The organism is Olivibacter ginsenosidimutans (assembly GCF_039542865.1).
Taxonomy (GTDB): domain Bacteria; phylum Bacteroidota; class Bacteroidia; order Sphingobacteriales; family Sphingobacteriaceae; genus Olivibacter; species Olivibacter ginsenosidimutans.
Genome location: NZ_BAABIQ010000006.1, coordinates 1 through 20,278 on the forward strand (window position 1 = coordinate 1; position 20,278 = coordinate 20,278).

Consider the following 20,278-nt stretch of genomic DNA (forward strand, 5'->3'; position numbering starts at 1 on the left):
TCTTTCAGACATGACCATGCTATCGACATTAAACAGAAAAACAGCGATCAAGTGAAACCAAGCATGTTTTGTAAGAACATTGGGAATTTAACCGGACAACAATGTAATTTTTTCTATATTTCCTCAAATTTATCTAAGTTTGAACCGAAACGATTATTTGACCTATCACATGGATGTTGAACAGGATGTAACCAAAAAACAGAACCAAGAGGTTTTTGATTTTATATTCACCAAGTTTTACAAATTCGTATTTGTCAAAGCATTCTTTATTATACAAGACAAGGAGGCAGCCGAGGATTTGGTCCAAAGTTTTTTTATTGACCTTTGGGTGAATAAGCAATATCTTATGCTAGAAGATGATATGAAAGGTTATCTTTACCGATCTATACGCAACCGGGCGCTGAATTATCTTCGAGATACGGAGAAAAAACTTAAACGGCAAGAGCATTACTTGATCAATTGGGAAGATTCTTTTGAGAAGATTGAAGAACCCAATGAACAAATCTGTCATTTAAAACAGGCATTAAACGAGTTGCCTAATCAGCAACAGCGGGCGTTAAAGATCGTTTATATGCAGGCTCGTAAATATCAAGAGGCGGCTGATTTAATGGGAATTAGTATAAATTCCTTAAAATCACATTTGAAAACAGGATTAAGAAATTTACGTATACGGATAAAATAAGCTTTACACGATACGGATGGTCTACGTATTGAGTAGAAGAACATTTGAAACAAAAAAATATGACACCTATGCCTGCCAAATTTGAGGAAATCCAACGATTATATTTGGAGAAGCTATCGGGAATTATTTCTGATGCCGATATGGAGAAATTGGAGCAATCTATTCAGCGAGATGAAGAGAGCAGGTCAATCTGGGATTCTTTAACTAAAAAGGGACAATCGTTAGATTTGGAGAATACGCTACACTCCATCGATATCCAAACACAGTTAGATAAGGTGAAGGCACAGGAACAACAAAAAAAACAGCCCAACTCATTAAAACGCGTGTTGTTTATCGCGGCATCGCTAGCATTATTGCTAACTTGCTCCTATTTTATTTATTTCTATACCATATCCAATCCTTCACAAGCTGTAGCTACAAAAAGTAACGAACAAGTGAAGTTGATACTTTCTGGCGGTAAAACAGTTCTATTAGACAAACAAGAAAAACAATCTTTAACCATCGGTGGTATCCAAATAAAGCTGTCCCAAAATAAAATAGAATCAGTTGCGGGGAGTAACGCGGCCGACTTAAATACACTCATTGTACCCAATAAAAGAGATTACCATATAACCCTGCCCGATGGTACAGAGGTGACGCTAAATGCCCAGTCAAAATTGAGATTTCCTGCTAAATTTATCGCTAGCCAACGGGAAGTTTATGTTGAAGGAGAGGCTTATTTTGATGTTGCTCCCCATGCTGATCAACCATTTATTGTCCACACACCTTTGGCCAAAGTACACGTTCTGGGTACAACCTTTAATGTAAACACTTATAACAAGAACTTATTTTGTACTTCCTTGATCTCCGGTAAGGTAAATATTCAAACAGCAGATGGGAAAGCGCTTACATTAAAACCTGGTTTTGAAGCGGTTTACAATAAAGAAACAGGTTTGTACATGCAAGCATTTGAGCAGGAAAACAGGATATCTTGGCTAAACGGTGTACTGTATTTCTACGATATGCCTTTGGAAGAACTAAAGAATATCTTACCTAGATGGTTTGATAAGGAAGTTGTCTTTTCAGACAAATCGATAGCTAAAAAAAGAATTTCTGGACTTATTGAAAAAGATAAACTACCATCGTTTATTAAATACGTGACAGGTTCTGCAGGAGTAAAATGCGAGTTAAAAAATAACGCCGTGTATATTAGTCGGCGATAGAAAGCTCGAACTAGCAATGGCAAATATCGTTCGGAAGATTAAGTAAAAAAACCTAAGGCTGCTCACCCATTTAGTGAAAACTGGTGTAATTAGTTTAAAAAGCTAAACTGATTACTTATTATGAATAGACGACTAACCAGCCAGGTTTGGAAAAACAGTGGGAATAATCTGTTTTATTTTTGTTGTTTTTTTCTGCTAATTTTTACCACACGAGCGCAGGCTCAAAAAACAGGATTAACGGACCCAATATCCTTTAGCGCTCAACAGACAACCATTAAGCAAATTTTTGATGAGATTAAAAAGCAAACGGGTTATACTATATTTTATAGTAATGACGTGCTGGATGTAAAAGAGACTGTTGCTGCAAATTTTGTAAAGACACCCCTTCGGTCAGTTCTCCGTACCTTATTAGAGAGGAGAAATCTCAGTTTTAAAGAGATGGACGGCCATGTTGTCTTATTGGAGCGCTCTTCCACAGAGGTTGCCTCAAAGCGCCAAAATTTTCAGGTTTCAGGTAAAATATTGGATGAAAAAAACCTGGCATTACCCGGCGTGAGCATCTTGTCTTTATTCTCAGACCGCTCAGCAACAAGCGATGCGCAGGGAAACTTTAAACTAGCATTGGAAAATGAGGAGGACAGCTTGAGGTTTTCGTATGTAGGATATGAAACGATAACCTTGCCCATAGAAGAACGGAGGGTTTTCAATGTTAACCTGCAACCGGCCTTGAACAAGGAACTGGAAGAGGTTGTTGTGGTAGGTTATGGCGAACAGAAAAAGCTGACAACCATCGGTGCCCAAAGCTCGGTGAAGGCAACAGACCTGAAGCAGCCCATATCAAATATCAGCAATCTATTGGCCGGTCGTATTGCCGGTATTATTGGTGTACAGCGGAGTGGCGAGCCAGGATACGATAATTCGGAGATCTACATACGGGGTATTTCTACGTTTACCAGTAGCAGTCCGCTCATCCTGGTAGATGGGGTAGAACGATCCTTTAATAATATCGACCCGGAAGATATCGAAAGCTTTAGCATACTGAAAGATGCATCGGCCACGGCAGTTTACGGTGTGCGTGGTGCTAACGGTGTCATTCTCATACAGACCAAGAGAGGCAAAATCAGCAAACCCATTATAAATGCACAATACGATCAGGGAATTACGCAGTTTACCAAAGTTCCATCCTTTGCAGATGGTGTGACGTATATGCGCATTGCCAATGAGGCTTATCAAAACAGTAATCCGAATGACAATAAATTACCCTATACCGATGAACAGATTCAAAAGACCTTATCCGGAGAAGATCCCGATCTCTATCCTAATGTTAATTGGTTTACTACGCTTTTCAACAATACCGGCGAAAATAGACGTGCCCGTGTGAATGCCAGTGGCGGTGCAGAAAAAGCGCAGTATTACTTATCTGTGGGGTATTACGACGAGTCAGGGATGTATAAAACAGACGAATTAGCTAAATATAATGCCCAGATAAAGTTTACGCGTTATAATTTTACCTCAAACTTAAATCTACAAGTTTCAAAGACAACCAAAATAGATTTTGGTGCTTCTGGCTGGATATCAAAAAGCAATTTTCCGGGGACATCTGCAAGTGATATTTGGAGTTCTGCCTACGTGATGCCGCCCATTCTCATTCCAGCCGTTTATTCGGACGGCACCCATTCGCAGATACGTACAGGTGATATTAATAATCCTTATAATCAACTAACCCAAACCGGATATGCTTCTGAGTTTAAAAGCCAATTGTGGAGTAACATTCGGGTAACACAAGATTTGGATTTTTGGTTAAAAGGATTGTCGGCTACTGCCATGTTTTCTTTTGATAACTATAATGAACATGAGATTAGAAGAACCAAGTCGGTAAATGGTTTTTTAGCCAAAGGGAGGGATAGTGAAGGGAATTTAATTTTTGAGCAAACGAGTATTGGAAGTGATTATTTAGGATATGATAGAAGCAATGGCGGCTCGAGGCAGTTCTATACAGAAGCCGCGATTAATTATAAAAATACATTCGGAAAAAATGATTTTTCCGGTTTGGTTCTTTTTAACCAAACGGATAGAGAGGATGCTTTTGCTGGCGATTTTATAGGGTCTATCCCTTACCGGTATATGGGTTTGGTGGGGCGTGGGACATATGCTTATGATAATAAGTACTTGGCAGAAGTAAATTTTGGATATAATGGCTCAGAAACTTTTGCTCCGGGACATCGTTTTGGCTTCTTCCCATCTTATGGATTAGGATGGGTTTTATCGGAAGAGAAATTTTTTGAACCCTTAGCCAAGGCTCTTCAGTTTGCCAAAGTACGCTTGTCTTATGGTGTTGTAGGAAACAGTGACATTGGGGGTAGGCGTTTTGCCTATATTTCTACTGTTGATGGTGGAAATGGGGGATATTCTTTCGGTCAGAACGGCATAGATAACAATTTCGATGGTCGGGATATTGGCGATTATGCTGTTTCGGTAAGCTGGGAACGGGCCAAGAAATTTAACGCAGGAATTGAACTGAAAGCACTAGACAATAGTCTGTCGCTCACAGCCGATGTTTTCAGAGAAGTTCGTACCGGCATTTTCCGGGAGCGTGGAGATGTTCCCAATTACGTGGGGCTACGGAAATTACCCTACGCCAATTTAGGCGAGGTGCACAATAAAGGAATAGACGCCACTTTAGAATACAATAAGCGTTTGGGCGAAGATTGGAGCATCGGCTTCCGCGGAAATATAACCTGGAACAGGGCTGTTGTAATCAATGACGCTAACGCACCTTGGCCCTATCCTTGGCAACAGCGTATTGGTCGCAAATTCGGACAACGTTTTGGATATGAGGCCTTGGGATTATTTGAGTCGGATGAAGAAGTAGCAAATAGTCCGCTACAAACAGGAACAAACAAAGCTGGTGATATTAAGTATAAAGACGTAAATGGCGACGGCAAAATTGACTCGTATGATGGTGTGCCGATCGGATATGGTAGCATTCCGGAGATTGTTTATGGTTTCGGACCCACGTTGACCTGGAAAAACTGGTCTCTTGCTGCTTGGTTCAAAGGTATTAGCAATGTAGACATTAGTTTAAACGGTGATGGTTTCCGACCATTCAGCCAAGGTGGAGAACGTGGAAATTTGCTGGCTGAAGTTACAGATCGCTGGACTCCTGATAATGCCAATCCAACACCTTTTTACCCGAGACTTACCTACGGAAACGATAATATGAACTATGCCAATAGTACATGGTGGTTAAAAAACGGTGCTTTTATGCGCTTGCAGACCTTACAGTTGAACTATACGCTGGCCAATAAAGATTGGCTGAACAAAATAGGAATAAATAGTTTCGATATTTATTTCATCGGATATAATTTGATGACCTTCAGTGGTTTCAAGTTGTGGGACGTCGAACTGGGCGATGGTCGTGGTGCCGCGTATCCGTTAACAAAGACATACAACCTAGGTGTTCGTTTCATTTTTAAATAATAACCATTCTTTATTATGACTAGATATCATTTTTGCATATATAGGCACGGACGTCAGTTAAAATCCGTTATGCCATTTTTATATTCACTGCTCATCGGATTAGCCCTGACTGCTTGTTCCGATTATTTTGATCAAATACCCGATGATCGGATTACTATAGAAGAGGTTTTCAAAAAGAAGCAAGCGTCAGAAGAGTATCTTGCCAATGTTTACAGTTATATACCTGACGAAGCTGCCCAATGGCAAGGCCAGCCGTGGGGAGCTACGAATGACGAAATGGATGTCACTTGGACAAAATATCCAACCTACGATTTCAATATTGGAAATATAAGCGCTACCGCTGTGCTTTTCGATTTTTGGGGTCCATATTATAAAGGGATTCGGGCCGCAACCTATTTCATTAATCACATCGATGAGAACGAAGAAATCCGTTCGTTAAACGGACAGGAATTAATAGACCAATATAAAGCAGAAGCACGCTTTTTGCGTGCTTATTATTACTTTTTATTGTTTCGTCAATTCGGGCCTTTCGTGATCATTGGCGACGAGGAACTTCCAGCGGATGCTACAGCTGTAGATATGCAATTGCCGCGCAGCACGGTGGATGACTGTGTCGATTACATCGCGTCAGAACTCGATCAGGCGGCGGCGGTGCTTCCACTTCGTCCAGAAAGAAACGGACAAGTGAGTGATGCAGAATACGGGCGCGCAACCAAAGGGATGTGCTATGCGGTTAAATCACGCTTATTGTTATATGCTGCCAGTCCGCTTTACAACGGCAATAAGACAATGGCTAACTTCAAAAATAATGACGGAACCCCTTTTATTAATCAGCAGGTTAATGTGGAGAAATGGAAACGGGCAGCTGATGCGAGTAAGGAGCTAATTGATCTGGGAATTTACCAGCTGTATAAAGATCCTTCTGGAGACCCCTTGAAATCTATCGAGGGAACATTCTTCCAAGCTTGGAACAGTGAGCAGATTTTTGTAAGGAAAAGTAATGACCTAACCGGATGGGATGTAAATAGTATGCCCAGACAGGCAGGCGGATGGTGTGGAATTGCCCCTACCCAAGAGATGGTAGATGCTTATTTTATGGAAGATGGAAAATCGATTACCGAATCGGCTTTATATGATGAAACTGGATTTACCACGGTAGACGGAAATGAAGTTTTCAACATGTATCTGCATCGCGAGCCACGGTTCTATGCTTCGGTAACTTACCATAATAGTATATTTCAGGGAGGAAATATGACTAAGGCAGAACCCATCTCTTTTTATTATTCCGGACCCAATGGGCGGCGGGGGCATGCAACAGACTGGAGTAGAACAGGATACCTGGTGCGGAAAAATGTGGGCACACAAACGAATATTGGTTCTGGTGGAAATGGACAACGCCAAAACCGACCTTTAGCTTTGTTCCGTTTAGCTGAAATCTACCTGAACTATGCGGAAGCACTGAACGAATATAATCCTGGCGATCCCGATATTTTGAAATACCTCAACCTGGTGCGCGAACGGGCTGGTATTCCATCATATGGTACTGGTGCAAATGCACTTCCCGTACCTGCAGGCCAAGAGGCAATGCGCGAAAAAATTCATCAAGAACGAAGAGTAGAATTAGCATTTGAATCTCATCGGTGGTTCGATATCCGTCGTTGGATGATCGTTTCGCAAGTAATGGGTGAATTGCATGGTATGGACATTAATCAGGATGGTGAAGGTTTTTTTAAACGTGTTGTAGCCACGAATCATATTTTCCGATCTTCCTATTGGTGGTTTCCAATTAGCCAATATGAAATGGACAGATCACATTTGTTAGTGCAAAATCCCGGATGGTAAAAAATTAATCTAGAACATGAACACCCCATAAGGGGGAACAAATAGCATAATTCATAATGCAATGAAAAAGAAAATGAACATAATGAGCAGGTCTTGCTTACACTTTTGCGTATCCGGCATAGTCTTTCTATCCATAATGTCGTGCAGCGATAAGGTAGATTTACCGCCACAGTCTGAAGAAGATTATATCCAACTGTACATGCCGCAAGCTGTAGATGGGCCCATTTCAAAAAATCTCGTTGTTTCAGATGAACCGCAAGAAGCCATTTATGGAGCATACTACGGCGGAATAAATTATCCCAGTAGCGATTTGAAAATACAGTTTTCGGTAGATGCAGCGGTAATTGATAGCTTTAACAACGCTAATGAAACCAATTATGAGCTGTTACCAAAGGAAAGTTATACCCTCAGCAGTACGGAAACCATGATTAAAAAGGGAACCTTGGGAACAGAACCACAAAAGGTTTCTTTCATCACTAAAGGCGAGCATGCCATGGAGGTATTGAAAAACTATATTTTGCCGATTAGTCTCTCTTCTCCTGATTTAAAGATAAACCCAGCCTTAAAAACAACCTTTTTCCTGATAAGGGTAGAGCCCAATCTGGATGATTATACGGCTTATGATAAATCGAACTGGAAGGTAATCGATTTCTCTTCAGAGGAGGCTAATGGCGAAGGACCGGACAATGGTAAAGCCCTTTTTGCCATTGATGGTAATCCGGAAAGCTTTTGGCATTCTCAGTGGCAGGGCGCTTCTCCCGGGCCTCCGCATTATTTGGTGATTGATATGGGCGAGGAGAAAGAGCTTCATGGTATCATTACAAAGGCACGTTTGGGTGATAATGATGGTAAACCCCAAGATGTAGCAATGGAGACCAGTCTGGATAATATTACTTGGGAACCCGCAGGAGAGCTAACGCTTCCAGATAATGATCAGGAGCAAAAGAATTTCCTGTCGGGATTTAAACAAGCACGATATTTTAAATTTATTATAAATTCGAGCTACAATGCCAGTTATGTACATTTGGCAGAATTAGGAGCATTTTAAATAATTAACATATAATGAAGTCATATTTTTCATTCTTTTTTGCCGTCATCTTACAGCAATCCGTACAAGCCGGTCATGTGCCCATAAATAACCAACAAAATGCACCTATTCCGAAGGAGATAGAAGATCCAACATGCATTGGCATCCATAAGGAGCCCGCGCATGCTACGCTGATGCCTTATGCCAACTTAGCAGAAGCATTAGGTGCCAATAGGCATGCCTCTTCTTTAAGTCAAAGCCTTAATGGTACCTGGAAGTTCAATTGGGTAAACACGCCCGAGAAAAGACCGGTCGATTTTTATAAGCCCTCATTCGATGTTTCGCATTGGGATGATATACCCGTACCATCCAATTGGCAAGTGCTGGGGTATGGAACGCCGTATTACCGAAATATCGGATATACCTTTCAGGCAGATTTTCCATATGTGATGCACGAGCCTCCTGCAGAATATACTGCTTTTGGCGAGCGAAATCCCGTAGGAAGTTATCGGCGTGATTTTGATGTGCCGAATAGCTGGAATGGTAATCAGGTATGGATCACCTTTGATGGCGTCGATGCTGGATTCTTCCTTTGGATTAATGGCCAAAAAGTAGGTTATAGTGTAAACAGTAGAAATGCAGCCGAATTTGATATTACCCCATATATAAAGCCCGGGAAAAATACAGTAGCGGTAGAAGTTTATCGGTATACCACGGGAAGTTATTTGGAAGATCAGGACATGTGGCGCTTAAGCGGGATTTTCAGAAACGTGACCCTGTGGACCTCACCGAAATTGCACATCCGCGATTATTTCGTTAAAACAGATTTAGACCAGCAGTACAAAGATGCTAGCTTAATGGTCGAAACGAAAGTGAAAAACTACGCTGATAAAGCGTCTGCTAAGCAGAAAATCAATGTAACACTTTATGATGGCTCCAAGAAAATCGCTAGCAAAGAAACCATTTTACCCGCTATCCCTGCGGGGGAAGAGGTAACCTTAGCAACAAAACTGGCAGTGAAAAATCCACGTAAGTGGACAGCCGAGACTCCCAACTTGTATACAACGGTTATTAAGCGCGTAAATGTGGGTAAGGATGAAGAAATCCTATCGGCACGAACCGGATTTCGAGAAATTGAAATCAAAGGAAGACAGTTTTTAGTTAACGGCGTGCCTATTAAACTCAAAGGGGTAAACCGGCACGAGCATTGGCCGGAGGTAGGACATGCTATTACCGAAGAGCAAATGATCTGGGATTTGGAAGTCATTAAGCAAGGCAATTGCAATCATATTCGTACCTGCCATTATTCGGATGATCCACGGTGGTATGAACTATGCGATGAATATGGCATTTATGTGCTAGCGGAAGCCAATGTAGAATGCCATGGTCTTTCCAATCGGTTTAATGAAGAACCTTTGATGAAAGATGCCATTGTAGATCGCAATACGGCCAATGTGCAAAATTTTAAGAATCATCCCTCGGTTATCATCTGGTCTTTAGGAAATGAGTGCGGCAGCGGCGGGACGAATTTCCGAACTGCTCTACAAGCTATCCGGAACATCGATTCGTCTAGACCTACGCATTACGAAGGGTTTGGTATCGGTAAGGACAATCCTGCCGATCTGGACAGTAGGATGTATACCGGACCAGCCGAGGTAGAAAGCCTGGCAACTGATACTAGCTTCACGAAGCCTTTTTATCTATGCGAATACGCCCACGCGATGTTTAATTCCATGGGATCCATCGGCGATTACAACGATCTTTTTGACAAATATCCAAACCTTTTAGGTGGAGCCGTTTGGGAATACCAAGATCAGGGCTTATGGAATCGGAGAAACCCAGCACATCCCATTTTGGCTTTCGGTGGTGGTTTCGGAGAATTTCCGAACGACCATTATTTTATCCACAAAGGCGTTGTCGCATCCGACCGTTCTCCCAAACCGCATTATCCCGAGTTAAAACATGCGTATCAATGGATCAGCGTAATCCCAGTAGATCTCGCTACCGGTAAAATACGCATACGCAATCGCTATCAGTTCCATAATTTAAAAGATTATAAAGGTTATTGGATGCTCAGTAAAGATGGTGCTGAAATTTCACATGGCGAAATAGGCCAGTTAAATATCCCGGCAGGCAAGGAACAAGAATGGACCATACCTATAGATGTTGCTCAATTAAGTGCACCTGGCGAATATTTCGTGCGCATTTGGTTTACACTTATACATGATGAGCTGTGGGCAAAACAGGGTTATGAAATAGCGTCACAACAATTGCAATTGCCCCTTTCCAAAAGGGCAGATTTGATATTCCCTGCTAATGGTAGTAGCCGGTTGTCGGTAAAAGATGAAGATAGTCTGCTATCCATAAAGGGTAGTACGTTTAACATGACATTTAATAAGAAACTGGGTAACTTTACCGATATTACGCATCAGGGTGTTCCTTTATTAGCCTATCAGCAAGGACCTGTACTTCACCTCTGGCGAGCACCTCATCAAAAAGATGATATGTGGGCCAATGAAGGTTGGGAGAAAGCCGGTTTAAAAGTACTTTCATGGCACGTAGACGATGTCGAGGTGCAAAGCGTTGATACACAAGAAGTAAAAATCGCCGTATCGTTAACCGGATATGGGCGCAACAATTTTACCGTAACACATCGGGTACAGTACACCGTTTATGGTGACGGAACGATTCAGGTAGACAATGAAGTTACCCCAAGTGATCCCAATTTGGTTTTGGCACGGATGGGTGTTCGGCTATTTCTCAACAAGCAAATGAAGCAACTTACCTATTTTGGGAGAGGTCCATGGGAAAACTACTCCGATCGCAAGCGAGCTGCCGAAGTGAATTTGTATCATAATGATGTGCGCAAAGAACTAACTCCATATGAAAAGCCTCTGGAAGGTGGAAACCATGAAGATGTACGCTGGTTACAATTGGCAGATAGCAGTGGAGTAGGATTGAAGATCGTTTCCTACGACGATTTATTGCAGTTCTCTGCAGTCCCTTATAGTGACGAGCAAATGGAAAATACAGAATACCGTATTGATCTTCCTAAGAGTAATGCCACTGTATTGTGCATTAGCCATCAAACATTGGGTGTAGGGTCTAATGCCTGTGGTCCAAGGCCATTGCCTCCTTATATAGTGAAGGCAGAACCGGCCAAATTCAGTTATCGAATACAACCATCAAAATAAAAAGGAGGGAATTAGCGAGTTATTTGTTTGGAATAGAGATTGAGGTAAAAAAGAACTTAAAGGCATATATACACTTGACGGCTATCGTGACTATACAAATTGAGCCGATAAAATGACTGAAACCATTATGAAAATTAGAAACCTTGTTGATTTATTTGCTATTCTTCCCCAAGAGGAAAAAATAATCGTAGATGTTTTGCGCCAGATAATAACCGAAACACTTCCCGAATATTGTAAGGAGAAAATATCCTACAATGTTCCATTTTTCTATGGCAACAAAGGTATATGTATTATTTGGCCTTCTACTGTTCCCAGAGGAGGTATCAAAAAAGGAGTTCTTTTAGGCTTTTGGTATGGGTACAAATTAAATGATCAAGATCGCTTTCTATCTCGCGGAACTAACAAGCAAATTTTTTTTAAGATTTATCAGACAGCAGAAGAAATTGACGAAAAGCCTTTAAAAAAACTTTTAAAAGAAGCAATTAAATTAGATCGTACTAATGGACACCACCAGACCTATAGGTAAGGGCGAGTTCAAGTAAAAAGAATCGATTAAACTAGTTGTGTTCACTGCCGTTTTGATATTCGTGTCTCATGTATCTTATTGATCATTTCCTAAGTAGGTGCCAATTTACTACTTTTGTTATGGTTTCAGTTCATGCGCATGCGTGACTGAAAGGCGTAAAGATTATTTGTTGTAATAGTTAAACCATTAGTAAATCAATAAGTTATGAAAATTGTAAAAACCATTCTCTGTGTTTTATTTGGCTTAATGTTTATCAATGCAGGATTAGATAAATATTTACATTATATGCCGATGCCACCCATGGAAGACGATTTGTTAAAAGTGAATGAAGCTATCCTTCAGTTAAAATGGCTACTACCTTTAGTAGGGTTTATTGAGATAGTTGGCGGTCTATTATTTATTTTTCCTAAAACCAGAGCATTAGGAGCCATCGTTATTTTGCCCATCATGGTAGGCGTCATCTTCCATAATATCACCTTTATGCCGTCTGGATTAGCCATCGCTGGTGTAATGTTTTTAATCAATCTGTGGGTTATTATCGATAACCGGAAGAAATACCAAGTACTCCTTAGCTAGCCAAAGTATAGGAAAGAAATTTCTTCTATAGCACAAGACTCCATATCCGGATACTGTCTTTCAGTACCTGCATCTTTTTGTTGCCGTTTGGCCAAGCGTTTCACACTGATCATACAGCGTCATATAAGGTTATATTACTTGTTATTCTCTCGAGGAGAACTGTTAAAAACTATGATACCATCCCATCCTAAGCCACAACTGATTTTCCATTCCGCTTCCAATCAGGTTTTTAGCGCGATAATCAAGGCCCATTTCGATCTGGTTATTTTCAGACTGATTGTATCCCAAAGCCGTTAACAATTTTATCTCCAGGTTGCCCTCTCCGTCTTTGAGGATACCGACGTATTCATTATTGGCTTTAAAGTAAAACTCTTCAGGATCTACCCTTAAACCATTCAGCGGTTTTTCTACACTAATACGGTATCTCAACCGGTATTGTACAGCCTCTTTCTTTTCGAAAGTCTGGTCGGATCTAAAACGATGAGCCAGTTGAAGGCTGCCAAGTTCTTGGCCAAGGCTGTATTGTTGCATAGCGCGGTGGATAAATGATCCGTCTTTATCAGACCGACGCACCAGATAACCCGCACCCAGATTCTTTAAGCGACCTTTGTTACGTGCCACAAGAACCTCAATGCCCGTGTTATCATATTCACTAGAGCTTCCTGTGCCTTCATAAGGGTTTTGGTGGAGTACAAAGCGGTTTTCAAGTTTTGAATTTACCTTCCAGGCTGTGCCGATTTTAAAATCAACATTGATTTGTGGCGTAATCCCAAATTTGTTCTGGGCAAAACCGGTGTAGCCCGTAAATAGCAGCAGGATGATAACAAGGGGCAGTGTTTTCCTGGAGGTATAACTGAAAAATACCATGTTCAATACAATAAATGGTTCAGGTTGCGCTCTATAATCTCCTTTGTTTCAATATGCTTGCCGTGGCGATCAAATAACGATTCGTAAGATGCAGTGTCTTTATCCTCCCGGCCAGTATATACGATCTCATAATTGGTCGTAAAGGTGTTGTCCGTATCACCCTTCCTGATTAAAGCATGTAGTACATCCGGATCACCCGTCCATTGTATCTGGATCTTTTTGATCTTAAACGATTTATAGCGTTTCTTTAAATAAGCCGTTACGTTCCCTTGCACTTCCATAGGCAATTGGTCAAATTTCTGCGTTCGTTCGATGTCGTGCAGGGTTCCCAGCGTGTCAAATTCAATACTGTATATTGATCTGTTTTCTTTGAGCTTTGCTTCTATGGTTACACCTTCCAGATTTTCTTCCAAATACCATTTTATTTTTTTGGAGTCGGGGAAAAGACTTTCCACATATGTCCTCGCTTTTTCAGCCACTTTAGCACTTTTTATCCTTGTCTCTCGTTCAAATTTTTTCTGGGCGTTTGCTACATGTGCTAGTAGTATTGCTGTAATCAACAATAAACAGTGTTTCATTACGGTCATTTTTCTTAACATACTGCTTTAAATACATGGACTTCTCCATCGATTTTCTTACAAGTTAACGGTGCCGGCAGGAAAAGGTTTTACTTTGTTTAGATAGCGCAAGTCGTAACTCCCCTTAACTTGTCATTTTTGCACATCCGCACATACTTTTCGCCCAAGAAATGTTAAGTTATGTTAAGTTCGCCGTCAAATAGTTTATTAGCGGATAAAAAGAGTATCTTTCCCAAAATTAAGAAATGGCATTATTAGATAGGGTATTAGATCCACCATCATATGGATGGTCTGATCAAAAAGGAGAATTAAGTCGGCCTACTTCCAAACAGATTTTCGAAGAATTTTTTAAACGCCTAAATATTTTTCGGTCTAAAAAGAATTGGCTACCCCTTTTTAGTTGGCTAAGAGTCATCCTACTGTTGCCGTTATTGTTCCTGTTTATTTTTAAGTATTTTTCCATTGGGTTGTTGGCTGTTGCTTTTGTGTACAGTATGATCATTATGGGCACCCACGGTACTATCTGGCATCATCGTTACTGCACTCATAAGGCATATAGGTTCAAAAACAGTTTTTGGAGGATACTTACACAGAACTTAACCATCAGTATGGTTCCCGAAGAGATTTACGCGATTTCACATCATGTCCATCATGCTAAGTCAGATCAACCAGGCGATCCCTATAATGCGAAGGGGGGCTTTCTTTATTGCTTTCTAGCGGATGTAAACCACCAGCCCATCGCGAAGGACCTGACGGCAGATGAATATAGGCGAACAGTACAGCTTATCACACATACAGGTATTATAACGAACAGCTACGCTGCCTATCAGAAATGGGGTTCTATTATAAATCCCCGGCGGGCTATTTTGGCTTGTTTGCTAAACTGGGTTGCTTGGTACATAATAGCCTATCTAATCGGGGGACATGCATTGGCCTGCGCATTGTTTGGCGCAGCTGCGTTTTGGGCGATTGGTGTACGGACATTTAATTATGAAGGCCATGGAAAAGGGAAAGATAAACGGAAGAAAGGCTATGACCTCAATGAAAGTGATATGTCCATCAATCAGGTATGGCCGGGTATTGTTGCAGGAGAATGGCATAATAACCACCATTTATATCCTAGCAGTGCACGTTCGGGCTTTCTAAAACACCAGATTGATTTTGCCTGGTATTATATCAAGTTGCTCCATTTGATCGGTGGTGTTACAACTTATCATGATTCGAAGCCTGCTTTTTTAAATCGCTATAAATTAAAGGATTAGTCTATTAAATAAATCCTTTAAGAATGAAGTTCATTAGCAAGCAAAGAGGTTATTTATTTACCTACTCTGTTTTGCAGATTTTCGGGGTATCTCGCTCCCGAAACTTCAATTTTAGACAAGGCATTTTCTATTTCCTGCAAATCTTTGGCAGAAAGTGCTACCTGTGTAGCGCCAACATTTTCCTCCAAACGATGTGATTTGGTGGTTCCCGGAATTGGAGCAATCCGTGGGCTCTGTGCCAATAACCACGCTAAAGCAATTTGGGCTGCCGTAGCATTTTTTTCTACCGCAATGCCTGTAATCAATTCGATAAGTGCTTGATTCGCTTTCCGATTTTTTTCAGAAAAACGTGGCACTGTATTTCTGAAATCCGAGCTGTCGAATTTTGTGTTTTCATTGATTGTTCCAGTTAAAAAACCTCTTCCCAGCGGACTGAAAGGAACAAAGCCAATGCCCAGTTCGTTCACCAGCGGCAATATTTCCTTTTCAGGTTCTCGCCACCATAATGAATACTCACTTTGTAAAGCTGCAACAGGTAAGACTGCGTGCGCCTTGCGGATGCTTTGTACACCAGCCTCACTCATGCCAAAGTGCCTAACTTTTCCTTCTTGTACCAAATCCTTTACCGCTCCTGCAACCTCTTCCATTGGTATATTGGGGTCAACCCTGTGCTGATAAAATATATCAATTACATCAGTGCCCAAGTTTTTCAACGATGCCTCTGCAACGGCTCTAATGCGTTTAGGATGGCTATCTACACCCTTGGAAGCATCGCCCTCAACGAAGCCAAACTTAGTGGCTATCAACACTTTATCCCGAAAAGGTTTTACTGCTTTGCCTAAAAGCTTTTCATTTTCGCCCTGGCTGTAAGCCTCTGCCGTATCAAAAAATGTAACGCCCAATTCGTAAGCCTTTTGGATGAGTGCTATTGCATCTGTCTCTTTGGTTGGAGCTCCATACGCAAAGGTCAAACCCATGCAACCTAAACCTAATTCTGAAACCTCTAATCCGTTATTGCCTAATTTCCTTTTTTGCATGACTCTTTGTTTTAAGTTATGTAATATGAGATTTAAGTCTTCTTACGTCATCTCAAGTTACATTACAAATTTCATAAGATAAAATGAAAAATCAATATACCAATTATTGTTTTACTTACCAAAATTACTGATTTGGCCAAAAATAGAAATAGATGATACAGAATTTTTGTATTATTGGGCATCAAAAACGATCTGATTTTAACCAATAAAATAAAAAACATGGAGTTTTCACCTTTCAATAACGTTGTTAAACGCTGCCTCGAAGGTATGGATATGGAAGAGAAAGGCAAACATGCAGAAGCCGGCAAGCTATTTTTGCAAGCTTGGGACGAAGCAACAAACGACTTTGAAAAATTTCTTGCAGCTCATTATCTAGCCCGAAACCAAGAAACGGTGTCTAACCAATTAAAATGGCTTCAAAGGGCTTTGGAATATGCTTTAAAAATAAATGATGATACAGTTAAGAGTGCTTTCCCAGCGCTTTATTTAAACATTGCCAAATGCTATGAAGACTTAAAAGATGCCAAAAAGTCAAAGGAGTATTCCGAATTAGCAATTTTGTTTAAGAATCACCCTTCCGATAAGGGTCCTTTTTATCATGGCACAAAAGCAGATTTGCAGGTTGGCGATTTACTGAGAGCAGGGGGCATTTCCAATTATAAAGCCGAGCTAAAAATGAATCATATTTATTTCACCGCTATGGCTAATGGCGCGGGGCTGGCTGCTGCATTAGCAAACGGCGATAAACGTGAGCGCGTGTATATCGTTAAACCAACAGGAAATTATGAAAATGATCCTAATGTAACAGATAAAAAATTTCCAGGCAACCCCACGCGTTCATATCGTTCTGAAGAACCCTTGGAAATCGTTGGAGAAGTAACAGATTGGGTTAGGCCAACACCCAACGAACTTCAAAAGTTTCGTGAAAAATTAGCGAACAGCAAAGGAGAAATTATTAATTAATTTGGGACTTTAGTGGCCAATTTTTTCGATGCACATAATGCTGATCCTCTGGGGAGTATACGCTCTCCGGCAGTTGCCTGTCGGGCAACGGCATTGCAGTATTAAAGATTCGAATTAAATCAAGTCAAACGGAACCTTATTAGCCCGTGCATATTTCAGCGCCAGCGTATCCAGTCGATCGAAGCGTTCCGCCATTCCTGTCTCCGTATTATCATACATCTCGGTAATGGCCTTATCAATTTCCTCAAGGGGTCTTTCTTTATCAATGAGCTCTGCAATAGATTTATATTCATGCTCAAATATAGTTTTCCCATAAGTCATCACCTCTAAAGCCGCAGCAATTAACTCTTTGGTTTCGGCAGTTTCTTTTAGCTGTTTTACCTTCTCGATAGCTTCGTCCACAGGTTTAATTGCCCTATCCCGCACATATTCTTCCGCACTCGTGCCTGGCAATTGATTTTTATACTTACGTTCCATCAACTCGTTTAGAAACATGGGGCGGTAAGCTGTAGATACTAAGTTGCTATTTAAGGCCGTCACAGCAATATATTTTTCTGGCCTTGTCTTGCTGCAAGATAAACAGATCAATACCATATACAAACCAACAGCGATCCAAGCTTTATATATTATTTTTTTTGTCATCGTTAATTGCGTTACCTACTCCAGCTCAAATCTCACTACTAATCGATATCGAGTAGTTTCTTTCTCCGGATAATATGAATCCGTATAAAAATTATTATATACATCAGATACCGAAGATATTTTTCCCAGTTTTTTACCCATTGCTTTTGCTATATCAATCGCGTTTTCTCGAGCACTGTCCAGTGCTTGTGCTATAATTTTTTTACGCTGGTCAAAAGGTTTATAAACTACCTTCTTGTCGTATTTTGAAGTTCCTTTTGTGTTTTTTAGCCGATTGAATTTAACAAACCGTTCTTTCGAGCTCGTTTCAAAGACATATATTGATTGCTTAATGTTGTCATCGAAAGGAACATCGTCACTTTCAACAAATTCATTTCTGCTAAAGCCATTTTTCTCCATCACCGAGAAAAATATTTCTTCAATGTTCTCTAATGTAGCTTTATCTTCTTCATATACATAGTACTCATTTGCGGTCATTGTTATTTTTGACTGATACTTTTCTATCTCATTTTTATAACTTGTTTCGCCTGTTACTTCAATAAAGGAGTTATTATTTTGCGCCTTGCAATAAAAAGTTAATAATGATAGGAAAACGATTACTAAATGTCTCATTTTTCAATGGATATGGATGAACAATTTATTTTGAAATGCTAAGTGCAAAATTAGATGTGGCCAAAGCTCAAAGCAATTTATAAGTATATACAGAATAACTACATCAACTAAATCTATATATACAAGTTGTTAACAAGTATCTGATTGCTTAACGTGGGTAGTCTCGACTATGATTGAGAGGGGAAGAAATCAATTCGTAATCATTCTAAATAAATAGTAGCATTGCAAAAAAAATAATATGAGAAAATTATTTGCAACACATAATGCATCCTTGAGTTTCAATATAGCTGCACTTATTTTACGGTTCGGAATGGGAATTTTGATGATACCACACGGATATGCGAAACTTGTAAGTTTTGCCGAACGCAAAGATCGGTTTATGGAGTTTATAGGTTTAAGTAGTTCCGCATCGCTGGGACTAGCTATCTTCTCCGAATTGTTCTGTGCAGTGCTACTCGTGTTGGGTTTAGCTACCCGTTTGGCAACTATACCGTTAATAATTACTGCTTTAGTGATTATGTCCGTTCACCACTGGACATTTTTTGGAGATCATGATCTAATCGTAGCCTTATTTATAGGATATGTTGCCATTCTGTTTTTAGGTCCTGGTGATTTCAGCTTGGATAAACTGCTTGTGTCCCGTTCCGTTTACAGGAAATAATGATCGATATAGCATCCGTATCCTACTTTCTAAGTATCACAATATGCGCAGCTTTAACTGGTGTTAAACTATAATATTTTTTGTGCACAACGGTATATAGAAAAATAAAAACTACTTTTATAATGATTATTGTAACAGGTAATAGATAAATCGTAATCTGCGTATCGATGAAAAAATTTATCATTTTATTTAGAGAACCTGATGGCAGAACCGGCGCACATTCGGATACTGAGATTAGTGCGCATCAAGATAACTGGAAAAATTGGTTTAACCATTGGGGGCAACAAGGTAATTTAGTTGGCGGGAGTGGGCTAACCTTAAATGGAAGAATGATAAAAGGGAAAGGTGACGTAATTATAGATGGAATTTATAAACACGGCACTGAAATCGTAGGCGGTTACCTATTGTTAAATGCCGTTGATCTGGATGAAGCGACTGAAATTATGAAAAGTTGCCCGATCTATGAATTTGATGGATTCACCGAAATCAGAGAATTACAAATTCAGAATTAACAAATAAGTGTGGCCGTGAAACAGACTTTTAGTAAGCCCTTAAGTTGATGACCTCACACTAAATAGCACAAACAGGAAATGCAAATCATCAATAGCACCCAAAAAGACATACCCGAAATTTTTAGACTTTATAGTTTAGCCACGGCATTTCAGAAAATAAAATTCACCGAAAATCAATGGCCGGAATTTGATAGGGCTTTAATAGACAGAGAAGTTCTCGAAAACCGACAATTCAAATTAATGATTGATGGCGAAATTGCTTGTGTTTGGGCAATCACATACAGCGACCCGGAGATTTGGCAGGATGACGATGGTGTGTCATCCATCTATATTCATAGAATAGCAACCAACCCAAACTTCAGAGGGAACAATTATGTCAAGATCATAGTGGATTGGGCTAAAAAATTTGCAGGGGATAAAAAATATATCCGGATGGATACCTGTGGGGAGAACCAGAAATTGATACAACATTACCAAAACTGCGGATTTGATTTTTTAGGAATCAAAAAATTGGAAGATGCAGGGAGCTTGCCTGCCCATTATCATCATGCAGATGTTTGCTACTTTGAGATAAAACTAAATAAAATAGATTTATAGAAAAGGGAGCCCGTATCG

The 20,278-nt window shown here is 40.2% G+C and carries 18 protein-coding genes; 13 read left to right on the forward strand and 5 right to left on the reverse strand.

What is annotated here, in order from left to right; genetic code table 11:
* Window positions 1–139 precede the first annotated feature (139 nt).
* From ABD930_RS06075 to ABD930_RS06110, 8 genes are all read left to right on the forward strand, one after another.
* Complete coding sequence (locus ABD930_RS06075) at window positions 140–682, forward strand: sigma-70 family RNA polymerase sigma factor (RefSeq protein WP_345230819.1); 543 nt, start codon at window positions 140–142, stop codon at window positions 680–682.
* 68 nt (window positions 683–750) lie between these two features.
* Window positions 751–1,884, forward strand: a complete 1,134-nt coding sequence (locus ABD930_RS06080; protein ID WP_345230820.1) for a FecR family protein — start codon at window positions 751–753, stop codon at window positions 1,882–1,884.
* Between the two features lie 120 nt (window positions 1,885–2,004).
* Window positions 2,005–5,364, forward strand: a complete 3,360-nt coding sequence (locus ABD930_RS06085) for a TonB-dependent receptor (protein WP_345230821.1) — start codon at window positions 2,005–2,007, stop codon at window positions 5,362–5,364.
* Between the two features lie 69 nt (window positions 5,365–5,433).
* Window positions 5,434–7,206 carry a RagB/SusD family nutrient uptake outer membrane protein gene (locus ABD930_RS06090; protein WP_345230822.1) on the forward strand — a complete coding sequence of 591 codons (1,773 nt, stop codon included), beginning with the start codon at window positions 5,434–5,436 and terminating at the stop codon, window positions 7,204–7,206.
* A 136-nt stretch (window positions 7,207–7,342) separates the two neighbouring features.
* Window positions 7,343–8,254, forward strand: a complete 912-nt coding sequence (locus tag ABD930_RS06095) for a discoidin domain-containing protein (RefSeq protein ID WP_345230823.1) — start codon at window positions 7,343–7,345, stop codon at window positions 8,252–8,254.
* Between the two features lie 14 nt (window positions 8,255–8,268).
* On the forward strand, window positions 8,269–11,427 hold the full coding sequence (locus ABD930_RS06100; protein ID WP_345230824.1) for a glycoside hydrolase family 2 TIM barrel-domain containing protein: 3,159 nt from the start codon (window positions 8,269–8,271) through the stop codon (window positions 11,425–11,427).
* Between the two features lie 127 nt (window positions 11,428–11,554).
* Complete coding sequence (locus ABD930_RS06105) at window positions 11,555–11,953, forward strand: DUF1801 domain-containing protein (protein ID WP_345230825.1); 399 nt, start codon at window positions 11,555–11,557, stop codon at window positions 11,951–11,953.
* 204 nt (window positions 11,954–12,157) lie between these two features.
* Window positions 12,158–12,529, forward strand: a complete 372-nt coding sequence (locus tag ABD930_RS06110; RefSeq protein ID WP_345230826.1) for a DoxX family membrane protein — start codon at window positions 12,158–12,160, stop codon at window positions 12,527–12,529.
* A gap of 162 nt (window positions 12,530–12,691) precedes the next feature.
* On the opposite strand, the gene ABD930_RS06115 is transcribed toward ABD930_RS06110, so the two are convergent.
* Both ABD930_RS06115 and ABD930_RS06120 read right to left on the reverse strand, forming a co-directional pair.
* Window positions 12,692–13,396 carry a DUF2490 domain-containing protein gene (locus ABD930_RS06115; protein WP_345230827.1) on the reverse strand — a complete coding sequence of 235 codons (705 nt, stop codon included), beginning with the start codon at window positions 13,394–13,396 and terminating at the stop codon, window positions 12,692–12,694.
* A 2-nt stretch (window positions 13,397–13,398) separates the two neighbouring features.
* On the reverse strand, window positions 13,399–13,974 hold the full coding sequence (locus tag ABD930_RS06120) for a hypothetical protein (RefSeq protein ID WP_345230828.1): 576 nt from the start codon (window positions 13,972–13,974) through the stop codon (window positions 13,399–13,401).
* 245 nt (window positions 13,975–14,219) lie between these two features.
* Between ABD930_RS06120 and ABD930_RS06125 the strand changes: the two genes are divergently transcribed.
* Entirely contained in the window at window positions 14,220–15,236 is a 1,017-nt protein-coding gene (locus ABD930_RS06125) for a fatty acid desaturase (RefSeq protein ID WP_345230829.1), read from the forward strand.
* Between the two features lie 53 nt (window positions 15,237–15,289).
* Here the strand turns inward: ABD930_RS06125 and ABD930_RS06130 are convergent, their stop codons facing one another.
* Window positions 15,290–16,273 (reverse strand): aldo/keto reductase, encoded by a 984-nt coding sequence (locus tag ABD930_RS06130; RefSeq protein WP_345230830.1) that lies wholly within the window; start codon window positions 16,271–16,273, stop codon window positions 15,290–15,292.
* A 555-nt stretch (window positions 16,274–16,828) separates the two neighbouring features.
* On the opposite strand from ABD930_RS06130, the gene arr reads away from it, so the two are divergent.
* A complete protein-coding gene (gene arr / locus ABD930_RS21830; protein ID WP_425571108.1) occupies window positions 16,829–17,236 on the forward strand; it encodes an NAD(+)--rifampin ADP-ribosyltransferase in 408 nt (135 codons plus the stop codon).
* Window positions 17,237–17,350: 114 nt separating this feature from the next.
* Here arr and ABD930_RS06140 read toward each other — a convergent pair whose 3' ends face one another.
* Both ABD930_RS06140 and ABD930_RS06145 read right to left on the reverse strand, forming a co-directional pair.
* On the reverse strand, window positions 17,351–17,878 hold the full coding sequence (locus ABD930_RS06140; RefSeq protein ID WP_345230832.1) for a hypothetical protein: 528 nt from the start codon (window positions 17,876–17,878) through the stop codon (window positions 17,351–17,353).
* 15 nt (window positions 17,879–17,893) lie between these two features.
* Window positions 17,894–18,490 carry an SIMPL domain-containing protein gene (locus ABD930_RS06145; protein WP_345230833.1) on the reverse strand — a complete coding sequence of 199 codons (597 nt, stop codon included), beginning with the start codon at window positions 18,488–18,490 and terminating at the stop codon, window positions 17,894–17,896.
* 238 nt (window positions 18,491–18,728) lie between these two features.
* Between ABD930_RS06145 and ABD930_RS06150 the strand changes: the two genes are divergently transcribed.
* The 3 genes from ABD930_RS06150 (at window position 18,729) to ABD930_RS06160 (ending at window position 20,260) form a co-directional block, all read left to right on the forward strand.
* Window positions 18,729–19,151 carry a DoxX family protein gene (locus tag ABD930_RS06150; protein WP_345230834.1) on the forward strand — a complete coding sequence of 141 codons (423 nt, stop codon included), beginning with the start codon at window positions 18,729–18,731 and terminating at the stop codon, window positions 19,149–19,151.
* 167 nt (window positions 19,152–19,318) lie between these two features.
* Window positions 19,319–19,663: a YciI family protein gene (locus tag ABD930_RS06155; RefSeq protein ID WP_345230835.1), complete on the forward strand. Its 345-nt coding sequence runs from the start codon at window positions 19,319–19,321 to the stop codon at window positions 19,661–19,663.
* A gap of 78 nt (window positions 19,664–19,741) precedes the next feature.
* On the forward strand, window positions 19,742–20,260 hold the full coding sequence (locus tag ABD930_RS06160) for a GNAT family N-acetyltransferase (protein ID WP_345230836.1): 519 nt from the start codon (window positions 19,742–19,744) through the stop codon (window positions 20,258–20,260).
* Window positions 20,261–20,278 lie beyond the last annotated feature (18 nt).